Genomic DNA, 15925 nt, shown 5'->3' with positions numbered 1-15925 from the left:
TGACCTAGCTGGCGATCTAGTGGAACGGCTAGTGAGGCGCAAAGTGGGGCTATGGCTCACGGCCGTCACTCGATGTGCTACAGTATTATTTCTTTACTTCATAATTCCCTGCTGTAAATTTGAAGGTTCTGACTAATCTTGTCCAGGTATTTAATTGAGAGACAGCAAAAGTTAAGTTGCAAATTTCTTCCGTGTCAAAGAATTTAGTTAGAGGATCAAAAATTTCATCTGAAATATCTTTTTCATTTATTTCAGTCAAGGCTTCTGTAAATTTAAGGACTACTTTTTCTTTTTCGGTAAAGAATGGAGTTTCATTCCAAACACTAATAGTTGACATGCGTAGTTCGGTTTCTCCTGTATGTTTTAATTCCTTGTAATGCATATCAATACAGTATGCACATTTGTTAATTTGAGCCACTCGTAAGCGCATTAGCTCTAAAAGCTGTAAATCTAATGCTGATTCTTTAATGTAGTTTTCAATTCCCATTAATTTTTCCACCATTCCTTTTGGAATCTGGCTAAATGTAATTCGTTCCATAATTTTTTATTATTTTAATTAATCATGAAACAAACTTATCGTGTACTTGTATCTTAAAAATTAAGATATCTTAAGAAATGAAAAAGCAGTTAATTTTTTCTTAGTTCACTTAAATATTCAGGTGTGATTTCCAGATATGAGGCAATCATATATTGAGGAACTCTCTGGGTAAAATTTGGAAAACTGCTTGTCAAATCATCATATCGATCTTTACTTTTCATTTGTAAATAGATGTCATTTCTGCGTTGAATAGCAATTAGCATATTTTCAGTAATGATTCTGAATAACCTTTCAAGTTTTGGAATAGAAGTGTATAGATTTTCTAAGTCTTCTTTGTTAATCATTAATATTTGAGTTTTCTCAAGGGCTTGAATAGATGAAAGAGAAGGTGTTTGGCTGATAAAACTTTCCATATTTGTTATCCACCAATTTTCAAGGGCAAATTGAGTTATTTTTTCATTTCCTTTATTGTCAATGTAAAAAGAGCGAACTAATCCATTTATGATGAAATATTTTTTTTTACATACTTGCCCTTCCTTAAGTATGTAATCTTTTTTTTGAAATGTTTTTGATGCTAACTTAGAACAAACATCGTCTATTTCAGCATCACTAAACTCAACATATCGATTGAAATACTTTTTGATTTGTTCTTTCATTTATGGTGGTTTTTTTATTGTTGCCAACACTTGTATGATAGGACAATTCCTGCTCCATAGCGGCTGTTTTTTCTTATACATATACTGCGGATTAACCTACAAATTTAAATTGCCCAAGTAGGCTAACAATATTTCCGACAGTCTTTTTACTGATATATGAGTGGTCTGGAAAAATAGGGTAGGGAGCAGAGATTGTTGAAAGATTGCAGAAAATGATTTTTTTTTTGGGAGTAAGCCTATGACTTTTTTTAAAGACCTTAGTATGTTCTGGATTTACGGCTCCGACCTAATAAGTTTACCTAAAGTTACGAATGTGGACTACTCCAATATTCCCGTGAAAATGAAAATGTAATAAAGTCCAGTTATGATGAAAACAATACCTGCGACGGTTCGCATTGCTTTTTCAATTTTTGTGATTTTGTTGTAGAATATACCAACTTTTCCTGCTGTAAAAGCTAATAAATAAGTAAAAAGGATTACAGGCAAGCCCGTGCCAAATGCAAATACAATAGGCAGATAAAGCCCATCTGCTGATGCGATTGTCATGGGGACCAACATGCCAAAAAACAATGCTCCACTGTAAGGGCAAAATGCTAAGGCGAAAACCACACCTATCAAAAAAGATCCTAATAGCCCTTTGCCTTTCAACTTTTCAGAAAGTTTTTCTTGAATATTTAATGTCCCTAAAAAATTGAGCTTTATAATATTTAGCATAATCAAGCCAATGATTATCAGCAAAGGACCTAAATACTTTTCTCCATTTTGATTGAAAAATCGGGCAATATGGAACTTACTTGCGCCAAAAAATAATATCAAGCCAATTGCAGTATAGCTAAACCCTCTTCCCACGGAGTATAATATTCCGCTTAAAAATACCTTTCGCTTGCTCGAAATGTTTTTAGAAATAAATGCAGTGGCAGTTATGTTGGTCGCCAAAGGGCACGGACTAATGGCTGTCATTAGTCCGAGTATAAATGCCGATACTATTGGAATATTATAGTTCTCTAAAAGCGATTGCAAAAAGTCCATCTAGAGTGTCTTTAATTCCGTTGCGATTTTCTCTTTCAGTTCTTTAGAAAAAGCTTCTTGCTTAGTTCCCTTCATAAAAGCAAAATCGGTTAGATCTATTTTAGTTTCTTTTCCATTTTTAATTACGTTTAAGAATAGTGCTGTTCCCGCTGCCTCAAATTTTTCGGCTATTTTTTCATTCTCCTTTTCGTCTATATTGATAACCTGAAACGTGATTTGGCCTTCTTTCAATTCCTGTGAAAAAAAGGTGTTCAGCGTGTAGCTTGTGTTTGCCTCAATTGCCTTGCAGGTCATGCACCTGTGTGTTGAGTGAAAATCCAGCACTTCAATTTTTGAAATAGATTCATCTGTGGGAGATGTAGTGCTTTTGCCTTGTCCGTAGCAAGATGTGAGTAGTAAGCTCAATACTAAAACCGAAAAAATCTTAACTGTTTTCATTTTTTGTTGATTTATAATAATATGTTGAATAAATACCCAGAAACAATAATGCAGAGTGTGACTATGCCAAAAAAGATAGCGATGAGCTTTAGGGTCATTACTTTTTTTAAAAGCATTGCTTCCGGCAAAGAAAGACCAACAACTCCCATCATAAATGCGATAGCCGTCCCTAAGGGAATTCCTTTATTGACCAATACTTGCACTACAGGAAGTATGCCTGATGCATTTGAGTACATTGGCACAGCCAAGACAGTAGCAATAGGTACAGCGAATAGGTTGTCTTTGTCCATATATTGTTCAAAAAAACCTTCTGGAATATAACCGTGCATTAGCCCACCAATTGCGATGCCCACTAAAACATAAGGGATAATGCCTTTAAGGATTTTTAGCACTTCTGCCCAAATGATTGGCAAACGTTGTACAAGGGATTGTTTTTCTGCTTGAAAGATATCTTCCTCTCTTTGCGCATTTGCCAATACTTCTTTTACCCAAGGGGTCAAGAAACGCTCCAAGCTTAATTTTTGGAGGATAAGGCCCGAAACAGTGCCTAACAAAATACCACTAATCACATAAATGGTTGTTGTTTTTAAACCAAACAAGCCAATAAAAAGCCCAATTGCCACTTCGTTGACCAGAGGTGAAGTAACCAAAAAAGCAAAGGTTACACCTAATGGAATTCCGCCTCTCACAAACCCGATGAATAAAGGAACTGATGAGCAAGAACAAAAAGGTGTTACCACACCAAAAAGACTTGCCATAAGGTATTCCAATCCGTATAGTTTATTTCTCGACAGATAGCTTTTAACCTTGTCTATGGGGAAGTAACTATTGACTATTCCCATAAAAAAGATGACGACAAAAAGTAGGATTAGAATCTTTGTGGTGTCATAAATAAAGAAATTTAAGGCTTCTGCTAAATGTTGCCCTTTTTTTAGATTCAAGACATCAAAGACTAGCCAATCGGCTATGTGTTGTACCCAATCAAACATTTTCTATAGTGTTAATAGAATAAGATAGCTTATGGCATGTCTATAGTTGATTGCTCATATAGACAAGTACACCCAGCGAATGATAATTCATAGTAAGTAGGTTGGGCTTAATTCAAAAGAGCCAAGACTTCCTCTTTTGAAGGCACTCTTCCTTTTATTGTTATCTCGCCATTTATCACCAAGGCTGGCGTGGCCATTACATTGAATTTCATGATTTCCATTATGTCTTCTACTTTTTCGATGGTAGCATCAATATGGTTTTCTTCGACTACATTTTGAACAATACTTGTCATTGTCTTGCATTTTGGGCAGCCTGTCCCTAAAACTTTAATTATTTTGCTCATAATACATGAATTTGTTTATCGCCAATAGACGATTTGATTGTTAAAAAAATATCAACTAAAAAATTGTTGGAACAACGTTTTGGCAATGTTCCAGTTTTCTTGATTGATGCAATACTTTATTTTTGGAGGGTTTAACTCTCCTTGAATCAAGCCTGCATTTTTCAATTCTTTTAAATGTTGCGAGACGGTTGATTGTGAAATCGGTAATACATCAACTAAATCTCCCGTAAAACAGCAAGATTGGTTTTCGAGATGTTTTAAAATAGCTATGCGAGTAGGGTGACCTAGTGCTTTAGCAAATTTTGCCAATGCTTCTGTATCCTCCTTATATTCTATATGTTCTAAGCTTCTTTTCATATTGTCTATCGCAAATGTACGATAGGTTTTTTGAATAAAATGTGACGATAGTCATGTTTCAATATTTTTTTGTGCAACGAAAGGGGCTCGAATTAATAAAACCAATGTAGGAGCTTCAATTTAAGAGTATTTCGGAATATTCGGCGAGATGTTGAGTGTCCTTTCAAGATGTGGGCGGACTGGCAATGCTGTCAATTTAAGTAAAAATGCATATATTGGACTACCTAATAAAAATGGTACAAATTTATTAAGCCACTTTATCAAATTGTTTAATTCTCAATTGTAATTCTTTTTCAGCAGGAGTCAGGTAACCTAAGCTGGAATGAAGCCTTTCATTGTTGTACCAGTTAATATATTCATCAATGACTGGTATTGCAACAAAATTTGGTACAAAAAGATTAGGCCGCCATTGATTGAATAAAATTAAGTTCCGCTTCTTTTTCTTTAGGTGTTTTGTAGCCAAGGCTAGCGTGGAGCCTTTTGGTGTTGTACCAGTTGATATACCATGCCACCTGCCTGTAAACCTCGTCGTAGGAAGTGAACTCGAACCTGTTGAGCCACTCGTACTTGATGCTCTTGAAAAAACTCTCGGCCACGGCGTTGTCCCAACAGTCTCCTTTCCTTGACATGCTCTGTTTCATTTTTCTGTTGAAAGAAAAAACACTTGTTGTCTTGTTGCAGGCGTATTGCACACCTCTGTCCGAATGGAGGACGAACCCGTCTTTTATCTGCCTGTTTTTCCTCGCATTCACCCAAGCCGCTATCACCGTGTTCTCGGCCGTCATATCGCTTGAAAGCGACCAGCCTACCACTTTCCTGTCGGCAAGGTCGAGCATACTGGTCAGGTAGCACCAGCCGTCATTTACCCTTATATATGTGATATCTGGCACCCACACTTTACCCGTTTTTGCTCACCCCTAGACAACCCAACATTTTCCCAACAGGATACCGGTATTTGTCCCGTCTTTTTGGGAGAAGATGCCGATGGCTTTTTTTAATATCTCGGCCTCCATCCTGGACTCCCGAAGTTCTTTTTCCAATTGTTGTATCTTCTTTTGCTCGGGTGTCAGGGAGGCCACCCCCTTTCCGGTGAAGGCTTCCTTTCCGCCCCTCGACTCCCTTCGCCATCTCCTTATCATGCTCGCACTCAAACCGTAGTCTTCCGCCACTTGCCTGGCTGGTTGTCCGGATTCGAGCAGGCCCACTATCATTGTTTTAAATTCCTTTTCGTACTGTTTCATAATTATCGCAATATACGTGATTGCGACCTCTTATTTCCGTACCAATAAATGTAGACATTCCATACCACGTTCCAAGGAGGGCGTCCCTCGCCCGAGAGGCTGCGCCACTGCTGTCCGCTGCGCATGCAGTACAAGATCGAGTCTACCACGTCCCTGAGGTCATATTTGCGTTTCCTTTCCACGGGAAGATATTCTTTTATATATTGCCATTGCCGGGCGGTCAAGCGGGTATATCCTGTTTCCATAAACTTTGTTGTTTCGTCACTACAAAGTTTTAGCCTGCCCGGCTCTTTTCAAAATTTAAACATGCTCTTACATTGTAATAACAAACAAAAGATATTGCTATTAGTATAATTATTGGTGTTTGCTTTTCTTAAAAAGAATAATTAAGCTTTTTGCTATTCCGTTGAATCGTTTTGCAAAAAACATTGCTAGTAGTAACTTGTGAGTGTATTAAAACTTTTACACTCAGAATAGTTAATTCATGGAAAACAAAACCATAGCTAGTTTCTTTTTGCTTTTAGCCTTTGCCTCACAAGCACTATTTGGGCAGAGCAACCAATTTTATTTTGCCAGCCAACCAACACTCTCGCCCGATGCTTCCAAGATCGTGTTCTCCTATGCAGGAGACCTTTGGATGGTGCGAAGCGAAGGTGGAGAAGCCATGAGGTTAACCGCCATGGAAGGCGAAGAATATCGCCCCAATATTTCCCCCGATGGCAAGTGGCTCGCCTTTACCGCCACCCAATATGGAAACCCCGATGTGTACATCATGCCCTTGGAAGGCGGGGAGATCAAACAACTGACTTTCCACCAAGCTGCCGACGATGTGGAATCTTGGGCTTGGGATAGCCAGACCATTTATTTTACTTCTAGCAGGGTGAACAACTTCACCACCTACACGGTAGGAATAGATGGGAAAACGCCAAAAAGGCTTTTTGATCATTACTTCAATACGGTGCATAATGCGGTGGAGCACCCAACCAGCGGGGAGATTTACTTCAACGAAACATGGGAAAGCAATCGGTTTGTAAACAGGAAAAAATACAAAGGTGCGTACAACCCAGATATAAAATCGTACAACCCCGAAACGGGCGAATACAAGGAATATACCGACTACATTGGCAAAGATATGTGGGCGATGATAGACCAGAAAGGAACGGTCTATTTTGTTTCTACCGAAGCGAATGAGCAATACAACTTGTACACCTTTAAGGATGGGCAAAAGACCCAGTTGACTAGCTTTGAATCTTCTGTTTATTATCCCAAAATTTCAGCGGACGGTTCTAAAATCGTATTTGAGAAAGATTACCAATTGCACGTCTACGATGTAGCTTCTGGTGAAACTACAAAAGTCCCCATCAAGATTTTTACGAACAATACCTTGGCAAAAGCCCAAGACTTTAAAGTTTCGGGAAATATCAGTGGCTTTGATGTATCGCCCGATAACAAGAAGCTAGCTTTTATTTCCAGAGGCGAGCTGTTCGTTTCGGATGTGGAAGGAAAGTTTATCAAACAACTGGAAACAAGTGCCGAGGGCAGGGTGATGGAAGTGAAATGGCTGAGCGATAACAAAACCTTGGTTTTCAACCAAACTGTTGGTGGCTATCTTAATTATTTTAGTATAGCTGCCGATGGTAAAGGTGCTGAAAAGCAGTTGACTAGTGATGAGCATAACAACCGAAACTTGACCTTTGATGCTGAGAAGAAAAAAGGCGTGTACCTAGGCGGTCGTGACGAAATCCGAATGATGGATTTGGAAACGATGGCGAGCGAGACCTTGCTCAAAGAAGAAATGTGGGACATGTATGCGCCCATGCCGTACCTCTCGCCCGATGGGAAATATGTCCTATTTTCCCCCATCCGAAATTTTGAACGAGAGATTTTTGTCTATCACATTCCCACCAAAACCAAAACGAACCTGACCAAAACGGGCGTAGCCGAGTCTGATCCGTTTTGGGGGCCTGAGGGCAAGTACATTTATTATGTATCTAACCGAACGCAGCCAAGCTACCCTTTTGGGATGCAAGACGCACGGGTTTACCGCATGGCGCTTACCGAGCTAGAAAATCCGTACCGCTCCGATAAATTCGAAGAACTTTTTGAAGAAAAAGAGGAAAAGGGCGACGACGAGGATGCAGATGACAAAAAGAAGAAGGGGAAAAAAGACAAGGATGCAAAAGAAGAGAAGGAAGAGAAAAAACCTGAGCTGGTAATAAAGATCAGCGAGGAAGGGATAATGGAACGGGTGCAGCGGGTTAGCCCCAATTTTGGTTCGCAGGGCGCGCCCTATGTGATAAAGAAAGACGACAAAATCCATGTGCTCTACGGCTCTAACCACGACGAGCGGAAATATGCCATTTGGAACACGACTTACGAAGAGTTTGAGAAAACCAAGACAAAAAAAATAGAAGGGCTGGAAAGCGGAGGTTTTGAAATCGCTTTTAACGACAAGCAATATTACCTACTGGGAAGAGGAAATATCCACAAGCTGAACCTTGGGGGAAACAAGGTGGAGAAAATTGATATTTCTTACACCTTCCGCAAAAACCTTTCTTCGGAATTCAACCAAATGTTCTACGAAACTTGGGCGAACCTGGAGCAGAATTTTTACAACGAAACTTTCCACGGAACGGACTGGGCAAAAATGCGGGACGACTTCGTCAAGTTCTTGCCCTACGTGACCAGCCGAGCGGAGCTAAGGCGCATCATCAACGATATGTTGGGCGAACTGAATTCTTCTCACCTTGGTTTTTATTCCTTTGGGAAAGAAGAAAATGGGTTTTACAGAACTGCCTCGGCTTCGGCGGGAATTGTGTTTGAAAACGAGCAGCCTTATGTGGTAAAAACTGTGGTGAGCAAAACTCCCGCAGCCCTGCCCCAAAAAGACATCGAGCCTGGGGACAAATTGGTGGCGGTGAACGGAGTAGCGGTGGTTGAAACCACGAACCGTGAAACCTATTTCAATACGCCTTCGCTAGACGAGGAAATGCTCCTGACCTTCGAAAGGGCAGGGGTGAAAAAAGAGGTGAAGCTCCACCCAGAGCCGTATTACAGCACCCGCTTCAAGATGTACAACGAGTGGACGGACGCCAACCAAAAATATGTGGACGAAAAAAGCGAAAACCGCATAGCCTATGTGCACATGAAAAATATGGGCGGCGGCGAGCTTGATAACTTTATGCGAGAAATGGTGTCCGAAGCCTATAAAAAAGATGCACTGATTCTTGACCTACGCTACAATACGGGCGGAAATGTGCACGACAAAGTGCTGCAATTCCTCTCCCACAAGCCCTACCTCAATTGGAAATACCGAGAAGGGCAACTTACGCAGCAATCCAACTTTGGTCCTGCGGCAAAGCCCATCGTGCTGCTGATCAACGAGCAATCGTTGAGCGATGCGGAGATGACCGCAGGTGGCTTCAAAGAACTGGGCTTGGGCAAGATCATAGGCACGGAAACCTACCGCTGGATCATCTTTACTTCGGGCAAAGGCTTGGTGGACGGTTCGTTCTATCGCTTGCCTTCTTGGGGTTGCTACACCCTAGACGGCAAAAACCTAGAAGCCGAAGGCGTAAAACCCGACATCTTCGTACCCAAAAACTTCAAAGACCGCTTGGACGGAAATCACCCCCAACTAGATAAGGCTATTGAAGAGATTTTGAAGGAGTTGGAGTAGGCTGGGTTAGTTAGGTAGGGCTAGCGATGCCATCGTTTTAAACGATGGCGTCGCTTTTTAACAACCAATCTCGCTTGGCTCCAGCCGCGCCTGTCAAGCTTTAGCATGATGAGGAAAATTTATAGGGCGCCCACGCCCAAGGTTGCCAGAGGCTATGGAAATAGTTTCCACTCCATGCTACAGCTACGACAAGCTCAACCGCCTCACCGCTGCCAATTATGGTTTTGACCAAAATTTTAACAGCGACGAGGACTACGACGTATCGAACATTAGCTACGACCTCAACGGCAATATCCTTAGCCTAAATAGGAAGGGGCTAACCCAGCAGGAGCAGAAAAGCTACGGGTACATAGACCAATTGAGCTATAGCTACGATGGGAACAGACTACTGAGCGTGGCGGACGGCACCAGCGGTAACAACCACGAGGTAGCTGGAGACTTCACCGACGGGAACACAAGTGGCAATGACTATGCCTACGATGCCAATGGCAACTTGGTAAAAGACCTGAACAAGGGCATAAAAGATGGCAGCGGGAACGGTATCACCTATAACCACCTCAACCTGCCCAGCGTGATCAAGTTCGGCTCTTCCGACAAGCGGATAGAGTACACTTATGATGCGGCGGGGATCAAGCTGCAGAAGAAGGTATTTGAAGGTGGTGCATTGAAAAAGACCACCGACTACGTAGGAGAATTTGTGTATGAGGACGGCGAGCTGCAGTTCATGCACATGGCAGAAGGCAGGGTGCTGCCCAAGAGCACGCTGCCTTTCGAGGAAGGAAGCGGCTATGTATACGAGTACCACTACAAGGACCACCTCGGCAACCTGAGGGTAAGCTTTAGGGAGGCGACCAAGGAATATGTGGCGACCATGGAGGAGACTCCTGCAAAGACCAAGGAACTGGAAGAAGCCACTTTTGACCAATTAGGGACAAGAGATGGGGAATTTTCGCATGGCGGGACTAAAGCGGTCAAGATAGAATCTACGGTAGGCCCTTACAAGATGTTCAAGATCAGCAAGGACGACAAAGTAGAAGCATCCGTATGGGTTTATTACGATAACCCAGCATCTTCGCCAAGTTCAGGTAACTATTCTACATTTTTCTCGGAAAGTTTTGGGACAGGCTCGGAAACAGGAAGCTTTTTTGGTAACTTGGGATTGGGCATGAAGCCTCCTGGTACTGATGGCTTAAATGGTGTGCCCCTCGCCTATGTGCAGGTGGTGTTCTACAACGAGAACGACGAGGTGGTGCAGAGTGCCAGAACGGAAATCAGGAGTGAAGACTCGGATAAGAAGTGGATCGAACTAAAGGCCTCCCCTGATAAGGCTAAGCACAATGGCTATGCAAAAGTGTTCGTAGTGAACGAGTCCAGCGAGCCGGTTTGGGTGGACGATTTCAAGATCGCACACCAGCAACTGGTGGTGCAGGAGAACCACTACTACCCCTACGGCATGAACATGGCGGGGATTGAAAGGCAAGGCGCGCCTGACCATATATTCCAGTATAACGGAAAGGAGAAGCAGGAAGAGTTTGGGCTGCACTGGATGGACTATGGATGGAGAAATTACGATGCTACATTGGGGAGATGGCATGTTGTGGATCCTCTTGGTCATAAAGCTTCTAACCTTTCGCCTTACAGATATGCGTTTAATAATCCGATATCGTTTATAGACCCAAATGGTTTATTTGAAACAAGAAAAGAGGCAAGAATATACAGAAGAGAACATGAGGAAGTATCTGGTAGAATAAGTAAAAACAAAGATGGGAGTTTTTCGATTGATAATAGTAATGATGGCACTTCTATTTGGAATGATGCAGAATTTGGTATTAGCATTGGAGCTTTGGTTCAAGCAGAAGCTACGGGTAATGGCGGTTCTTTTGGAGGTTCAGGGGGTGGTTATTACCCTGGAATGGGTCTTGTTACTATTGGTAAAGCTATTCGTGGATTCATCGGCGATATTGTTGAAAACCCTCCTGCGGTGGTAATTCAGGGGAACAATCCAGGACCAGAACCTAATCTTCCAAAGCAGCGTGGAAATGGTCCTTTAACTTATATTGACTATAGTGATGTCAGTTTATTGCAAGATTTATCAGGTATGCCAGATCCATTAAGACCAAGTCTACCAGCGGTATCACCCAATGTTGGATGAAAAAATTTGGGAAAGCTTGGGCCGCTTCAAGTAAACACTATCATGGTCTACCTAGTAAGATAAAAGACATTAAGAGTGAATTTGCTAGAAGTGCACAAAAAACGGCACAGAAGCGGCTGTATCCACCATATTCTGCTTTTAATAGTATATTTTACGCTGAAGATGCTGCGCACACTGCAATGGGATCTATGATCAATGATAGTCTTAAGCAGGTAAAATACTATGATGACAAGAAGCAAATAATAAAAAAAGATACTTTTAATATCAATTACTAAAACATAATCTGATGATTAGAAATCTTGTAATTTTAGTTCTTATAATATTATTAGCACAATGTAAACAAGCTGGTGATAAGAATGTAATTAAGACAGAAGAAAAACCTTTAGAAGGATATTCTGTGGAATTACAGGACTTTTCTCAATTGCCATTTACAGTTTATGCTGAGTCTGATACTATGTATGTAGGCGAAGCCGTAAAAGTTACTGTAAAAATGAAAGAACCAAGGCTTAAAAATTTTCGTGTAATCATAGGAAACTACGACAAAAATTTCAATGTTGTGGACAGTAGCACTTTAGGTCAGGTATTAGGAGAAGATTCAATAGCTAGTTTTTTCATTAAGATAGATTCGGTTAAGAATAAAACTAAAACTCTTCGGGGAGTTATTGAAGAATATGAGTATTTAGAAAATGGATATGTTGATACACGAACACACGTATTTAAAAAAGAATTTGCTGTTTTAGACGCCGACAAAAAATTGTCACGTAAGAACAAAAATTAGCCCCAACTACTCTTATGGTTTAAGCAAGGGTATGTGTATAAATTTTTTCATATTTCCTATTTTGGTTTATGACTGCGAAGATGCCCCCCACTACTCTTATGGTTTAAACAAGGGAATGCGTATAAATTTTTTCATATTTCCTGTTTTGGTTAATGACCGCAAAGATGCGGTGGACGAGCTTTGATCGGATGGCGTTTATGACGGACATCTTGTGCTTGCCCTCCTCCACTTTGCGGTCGTAATATTTTCGCAGCTCCCCCTTTGTCCTCAGGGTGGAGAGTGCCGCCATGTGGAATATTTTCTTCAGGTCCTTGTTGGCTTTTTGCGAGACCTTGTTGCGTGAGCGGATGCTGCTGCCCGACACGTACCTGAACGGGGCGCAGCCGATGTGGCAGGCAAACTTCTTGGGGTCGTCAAATTTCTGGAAGTTTTCCGTGGCCACTATCGTGGCGATGGCCGTCTGCTTTCCCACGCCCTCCACGGAGACGATCTTGTCGAAACTGTCCTTGATGTCCGGGTCGTCCTCTATCAACTGGGCTATCTGTTCCTCTATCTCCTCGACCGTTTTTTTATAGAGGGCGATGAGCTTCTTCACCCTCTTTTCTTTTTCCTTGAAATACTCTTTGTCCAGAAACCCTTTCTCCTGTTTTAGCTGCCCTTTGTATTTCGAGAGATCCTTCATGGCAAGTTCCCGCTCAGAGGACAAAAGCTTTAACTTATTGATAGTCTTGGGTGTAGGCTTTACCAATCTTGCCTTGTCGGCGAACCGCTTGGCATAGCCGGCGATCCTCTCGGCATCCACCTTGTCGTCCTTTCCCCTTGTCATTCCCTGCGAGCGGGAGATGGAATAAGGTGATTCCATCCAGAGGCAAAGCCCCAGGTCCAGGGACACTTCCATCAGCTTGTTGCCGAACTGTCCTGTGTGCTCGGCACATAGCAAGGTGTCTTCTTTGTCCATTCCGTGTTCCCTGAACAGGGACTTTAGCCCTTTGGCCAGTGCTTTCCCGTCGTTGTCCCATTTGAGGTTGACAAGCTCTCCATGTTCGGCCAAGAGGGCCAGGTCGATGGTGTCTTTGCTGATGTCGATGCCGATAAAGTTTTTAAATTCCATGGTTATCCGTATTTTTATGTTGGACAAAAAACCTAGAGGCCAAGGACCTGGTGCGTAGCCTAACTACCTTAACGGTGGCAAACTCTTATACAGGCCTGGGCACGGGAGGGGACACGGGCATCCAGCAGTGGGATGAATCTTGTTCGTGGAGCGAGTTGAGTCGCCCATGCCCCCCTTGGCCAAAAGGAAATCAAGGTTTTCCAATTAAACACAATCCTTCGAATAATACAACTGCACAAATCTAAGGTGGGGCGAGCATCCGCTCGTCCCAAACAAGGGTAGCAAGTAAAAACAAAAATGCAACCATCGAAACGTCCCGTCAATTTTTGGCGGGGCGTTTTTGGTTTTTGGAGCCGGTCGTTGCCCAGTTTCCTATTTGTCAGTCGGCGTTGTCTAAAAACAACTACCACCGTTACTTGCTGCGTCAAAAAGGGTTATGGAGGGGCTATCTTTAGGGTTATAAACCTTTGCTGCTCTAAAAAGAGTAACGGCGCTAGTTCAGGCGCAAGAATAACGATGGGGGCGCTTGGAGCGACCCCATCGCTCAGCAAGGGTCGTACCCGTCGGGGTCGTTTTTTTTACGCCCCCGACGCTTTGCCCCCACCCACCTATCGTCGTGGGCGTCCCAAACCACCACGTCGGGTTTGCCAAACAAGGACAGCAAATTAAAAAAAGCAACAATCGAAACGCCCCGTCATCTTTTGGCGGGGCGTTTTTGGTTAGTTGGAGAGAGAGGTAGTAGATTTGTGGTAAAGTCAATGCCGTCAAGATGCTCTAATTAATTCAAGTTGCGTTGTATCAAATTGATCTTTTCAAAGTATAAGCAAACAAGAACAGGAATATTTTGGGCAGATAGCCTTGCGGTGTCACGGCATGGATCTTCAAGGGAAAAAATGCATTGATCTCACTAAAGGATGTCTCGATCCGCTTTCTCATATGTTTTTTGATGTAAGCCAAAGCTGGGGAGTCTTTTCTGGTCGAATTGGACTTCCTTTCGACCAAAAAGTCAATGCCCTCACATTCTTTGAGCAAATCTTCAATTTCATATTCTGTATAGCCACTGTCGGCATATAACGTACTCCCTTCAGGAAGGTCGATATCCATCGCCTTAAAGGCCGTGATATCGGCAAAGGAGCCCGCACAGATAAAATAATCGACCGGGACCCCCGCCGCAGTGGTGACCATTTGAACTTTAAAACCATAAAAATACTCCCTCTTGGACGCATTCTTCCCTCTATAGGCCTCTACACCATCCAGTATTTTGTTTCTCGGTATTCTGATGTTCCGGCATACCGCAACCGGAAAACTATCGATCAGGTATTCACAAGAAGTGTTGAGGTCTTTCAGGGTATTTCCCAGGCCTATAAAAAGCAGGTGAAGCTGCAGGGAAAGGCCATGTAGCCGCCTGTTGTAACCAGATTTGTCTATCAGGTCGACTTGGAAATGTGCCTTCATATAATGCATCCCCTTGGCCTGGTTGCCTGAAAAATACCTGCACGAGACCAGGGCGGTGGTCATGATCTCCGCATCGTTCATTTTTCTTTTGCTTTCATCTTTGCCACCGGTGTTTTTTAGAAAACCATCAATAAAACAATATATTGCAATCGTATAATCTGTCATAATGTATTTAGTTTAATGGCTTGGTCGCTCTTAAACTTATACATTTTGGCAGATTTACTTATATACACCGCAACTTGAATTAATTAGAGTAATGGTAATTCCTAGAACGGTTTTATCAGCAACAAAAAGTCAATATGAAAAAAAAGATTTCACTGTTAGCAATTGCCTCGCTATTCGTTGTCTCAATGTTATTATATGAGGATTACTCAGAGAAAAAAATGCTAAAAAAACTGGAAGAATGGTATGACAGGTATCCGTTTTTTGGGTTTGAAGAGCGAATTAACGCAGAGGTTATCGATGTTTCACTATACGGCATGCCTTCCAATGAATTCAGAGATTCTCCTAGGCATTGCCTCATCACCCTAGAAGGAGGGGACAAAAGAAATTTGATAGCGACAGTTTCGAGTCACGACGGGCTTCATGTGGATGATATCATGGCTATAGGAGATCGGTTGGTAAAGCAACCCAACACTGACTGGTGTTTTTTATACAAAATTCATGAGGGTGATACATTGGAATATATTTTAGACTTAAAAGGCTACTTAGGAAACCCTTTAAAACAACACGACTAATGCTACGATTTTTCAAATGTTTATTTGTTGATCTATACATGATATGTAGAAAGCTGTCAACTCAAAGTGAGAATAAAATATATCTCATTACTGCAATGTTTATTGGCTTTTTCTTGGCGTCAAACTTCCTATTTGTGCTAACATGTTTATCATTTTTAGTGGAAGAGGACTACTCTGAGATTTTCCGTTTGTACTACTTACCTATTTGTCTTGGTATTACACTATCTGTGATATTTTACATCAGAAAAAAGAGAAGTGATTGTCCATTAGTAAGGAAAGAGGTAGAAAATTACACTCAAAATATGAAGCAAAGGTTGAGAGTATTGGGAGTTATTTATGGGATATTTTCTTTTGTTACTCTTATATGGATGAATTTTGCTTGGTTGGGGTACTAAAAAATATTTTATATCTAACGTCCACT

General features: G+C 41.8%; 16 protein-coding genes and 1 pseudogene. 6 read left to right on the top strand and 11 right to left on the bottom strand.

Features of this window, described 5'->3' with window-relative positions:
• Positions 1 to 85: 85 nt before the first annotated feature.
• The 9 genes and pseudogenes from R9C00_14850 to R9C00_14810 form a co-directional block, all read right to left on the bottom strand.
• Positions 86 to 538: a carboxymuconolactone decarboxylase family protein gene (locus tag R9C00_14850; GenBank protein ID WPO38737.1), complete on the bottom strand. Its 453-nt coding sequence runs from the start codon at positions 536 to 538 to the stop codon at positions 86 to 88.
• 89 nt (positions 539 to 627) lie between these two features.
• On the bottom strand, positions 628 to 1194 hold the full coding sequence (locus R9C00_14845; GenBank protein WPO38736.1) for a Crp/Fnr family transcriptional regulator: 567 nt from the start codon (positions 1192 to 1194) through the stop codon (positions 628 to 630).
• Positions 1195 to 1512: 318 nt separating this feature from the next.
• The gene (locus R9C00_14840) at positions 1513 to 2223 is read right to left on the bottom strand and encodes an aromatic aminobenezylarsenical efflux permease ArsG family transporter (protein ID WPO38735.1); all 711 of its coding nucleotides are present in this window, start codon (positions 2221 to 2223) and stop codon (positions 1513 to 1515) included.
• The gene (locus R9C00_14835) at positions 2224 to 2661 is read right to left on the bottom strand and encodes a nitrophenyl compound nitroreductase subunit ArsF family protein (protein WPO38734.1); all 438 of its coding nucleotides are present in this window, start codon (positions 2659 to 2661) and stop codon (positions 2224 to 2226) included.
• Between the two features lie 11 nt (positions 2662 to 2672).
• Positions 2673 to 3602 (bottom strand): permease, encoded by a 930-nt coding sequence (locus R9C00_14830; GenBank protein ID WPO38733.1) that lies wholly within the window; start codon positions 3600 to 3602, stop codon positions 2673 to 2675.
• A 155-nt stretch (positions 3603 to 3757) separates the two neighbouring features.
• A complete protein-coding gene (locus R9C00_14825) occupies positions 3758 to 3994 on the bottom strand; it encodes a thioredoxin family protein (protein ID WPO38732.1) in 237 nt (78 codons plus the stop codon).
• A 51-nt stretch (positions 3995 to 4045) separates the two neighbouring features.
• Positions 4046 to 4351: a metalloregulator ArsR/SmtB family transcription factor gene (locus R9C00_14820; protein ID WPO38731.1), complete on the bottom strand. Its 306-nt coding sequence runs from the start codon at positions 4349 to 4351 to the stop codon at positions 4046 to 4048.
• Positions 4352 to 4749: 398 nt separating this feature from the next.
• A pseudogene (locus tag R9C00_14815) lies at positions 4750 to 5595 on the bottom strand (IS3 family transposase).
• Positions 5595 to 5837, bottom strand: coding sequence for a transposase (locus R9C00_14810; GenBank protein ID WPO38730.1), 243 nt, complete (start codon positions 5835 to 5837; stop codon positions 5595 to 5597). The pseudogene R9C00_14815 and the gene R9C00_14810 overlap by 1 nt, the downstream one beginning before the upstream one ends.
• Before the next feature lie 239 nt (positions 5838 to 6076).
• Here R9C00_14810 and R9C00_14805 point away from each other — a divergent pair, with 239 nt between their 5' ends.
• The 4 genes from R9C00_14805 (at position 6077) to R9C00_14790 (ending at position 12201) form a co-directional block, all read left to right on the top strand.
• A complete protein-coding gene (locus tag R9C00_14805) occupies positions 6077 to 9271 on the top strand; it encodes a S41 family peptidase (GenBank protein ID WPO38729.1) in 3195 nt (1064 codons plus the stop codon).
• 154 nt (positions 9272 to 9425) lie between these two features.
• Complete coding sequence (locus R9C00_14800; GenBank protein ID WPO38728.1) at positions 9426 to 11423, top strand: RHS repeat-associated core domain-containing protein; 1998 nt, start codon at positions 9426 to 9428, stop codon at positions 11421 to 11423.
• The gene (locus R9C00_14795) at positions 11420 to 11698 is read left to right on the top strand and encodes a hypothetical protein (protein ID WPO38727.1); all 279 of its coding nucleotides are present in this window, start codon (positions 11420 to 11422) and stop codon (positions 11696 to 11698) included. The genes R9C00_14800 and R9C00_14795 overlap by 4 nt, the downstream gene beginning before the upstream one ends.
• 11 nt (positions 11699 to 11709) lie before the next feature.
• Positions 11710 to 12201 (top strand): hypothetical protein, encoded by a 492-nt coding sequence (locus R9C00_14790; GenBank protein ID WPO38726.1) that lies wholly within the window; start codon positions 11710 to 11712, stop codon positions 12199 to 12201.
• A gap of 103 nt (positions 12202 to 12304) precedes the next feature.
• Here R9C00_14790 and R9C00_14785 read toward each other — a convergent pair whose 3' ends face one another.
• Positions 12305 to 13312 (bottom strand): transposase, encoded by a 1008-nt coding sequence (locus tag R9C00_14785; protein ID WPO38725.1) that lies wholly within the window; start codon positions 13310 to 13312, stop codon positions 12305 to 12307.
• A 74-nt stretch (positions 13313 to 13386) separates the two neighbouring features.
• Between R9C00_14785 and R9C00_14780 the strand changes: the two genes are divergently transcribed.
• The gene (locus tag R9C00_14780) at positions 13387 to 13557 is read left to right on the top strand and encodes a hypothetical protein (GenBank protein ID WPO38724.1); all 171 of its coding nucleotides are present in this window, start codon (positions 13387 to 13389) and stop codon (positions 13555 to 13557) included.
• A 553-nt stretch (positions 13558 to 14110) separates the two neighbouring features.
• On the opposite strand, the gene R9C00_14775 is transcribed toward R9C00_14780, so the two are convergent.
• Entirely contained in the window at positions 14111 to 14932 is an 822-nt protein-coding gene (locus R9C00_14775) for an IS982 family transposase (protein WPO38723.1), read from the bottom strand.
• Between the two features lie 218 nt (positions 14933 to 15150).
• On the opposite strand from R9C00_14775, the gene R9C00_14770 reads away from it, so the two are divergent.
• The gene (locus tag R9C00_14770; protein WPO38722.1) at positions 15151 to 15504 is read left to right on the top strand and encodes a hypothetical protein; all 354 of its coding nucleotides are present in this window, start codon (positions 15151 to 15153) and stop codon (positions 15502 to 15504) included.
• The last annotated feature ends 421 nt before the right edge of the window (positions 15505 to 15925 follow it).

It is taken from the genome of Flammeovirgaceae bacterium SG7u.111, from assembly GCA_034044135.1.
Lineage (GTDB): Bacteria > Bacteroidota > Bacteroidia > Cytophagales > Flammeovirgaceae.
This window is presented reverse-complemented; position numbering and strand designations above follow the sequence as displayed.

What these genes read in the sequence shown, in the direction of transcription:
- R9C00_14850 (WPO38737.1), bottom strand. Translation starts at nt 538, where the DNA reads ATGGAACGAATTACATTTAGCCAGATTCCAAAAGGAATGGTGGAAAAA.
- R9C00_14845 (WPO38736.1), bottom strand. Translation starts at nt 1,194, where the DNA reads ATGAAAGAACAAATCAAAAAGTATTTCAATCGATATGTTGAGTTTAGT.
- R9C00_14840 (WPO38735.1), bottom strand. Translation starts at nt 2,223, where the DNA reads ATGGACTTTTTGCAATCGCTTTTAGAGAACTATAATATTCCAATAGTA.
- R9C00_14835 (WPO38734.1), bottom strand. Translation starts at nt 2,661, where the DNA reads ATGAAAACAGTTAAGATTTTTTCGGTTTTAGTATTGAGCTTACTACTC.
- R9C00_14825 (WPO38732.1), bottom strand. Translation starts at nt 3,994, where the DNA reads ATGAGCAAAATAATTAAAGTTTTAGGGACAGGCTGCCCAAAATGCAAG.
- R9C00_14820 (WPO38731.1), bottom strand. Translation starts at nt 4,351, where the DNA reads ATGAAAAGAAGCTTAGAACATATAGAATATAAGGAGGATACAGAAGCA.
- R9C00_14810 (WPO38730.1), bottom strand. Translation starts at nt 5,837, where the DNA reads ATGGAAACAGGATATACCCGCTTGACCGCCCGGCAATGGCAATATATA.
- R9C00_14805 (WPO38729.1), top strand. Translation starts at nt 6,077, where the DNA reads ATGGAAAACAAAACCATAGCTAGTTTCTTTTTGCTTTTAGCCTTTGCC.
- R9C00_14800 (WPO38728.1), top strand. Translation starts at nt 9,426, where the DNA reads ATGGAAATAGTTTCCACTCCATGCTACAGCTACGACAAGCTCAACCGC.
- R9C00_14795 (WPO38727.1), top strand. Translation starts at nt 11,420, where the DNA reads ATGAAAAAATTTGGGAAAGCTTGGGCCGCTTCAAGTAAACACTATCAT.
- R9C00_14790 (WPO38726.1), top strand. Translation starts at nt 11,710, where the DNA reads ATGATTAGAAATCTTGTAATTTTAGTTCTTATAATATTATTAGCACAA.
- R9C00_14785 (WPO38725.1), bottom strand. Translation starts at nt 13,312, where the DNA reads ATGGAATTTAAAAACTTTATCGGCATCGACATCAGCAAAGACACCATC.
- R9C00_14775 (WPO38723.1), bottom strand. Translation starts at nt 14,932, where the DNA reads ATGACAGATTATACGATTGCAATATATTGTTTTATTGATGGTTTTCTA.
- R9C00_14770 (WPO38722.1), top strand. Translation starts at nt 15,151, where the DNA reads ATGCTAAAAAAACTGGAAGAATGGTATGACAGGTATCCGTTTTTTGGG.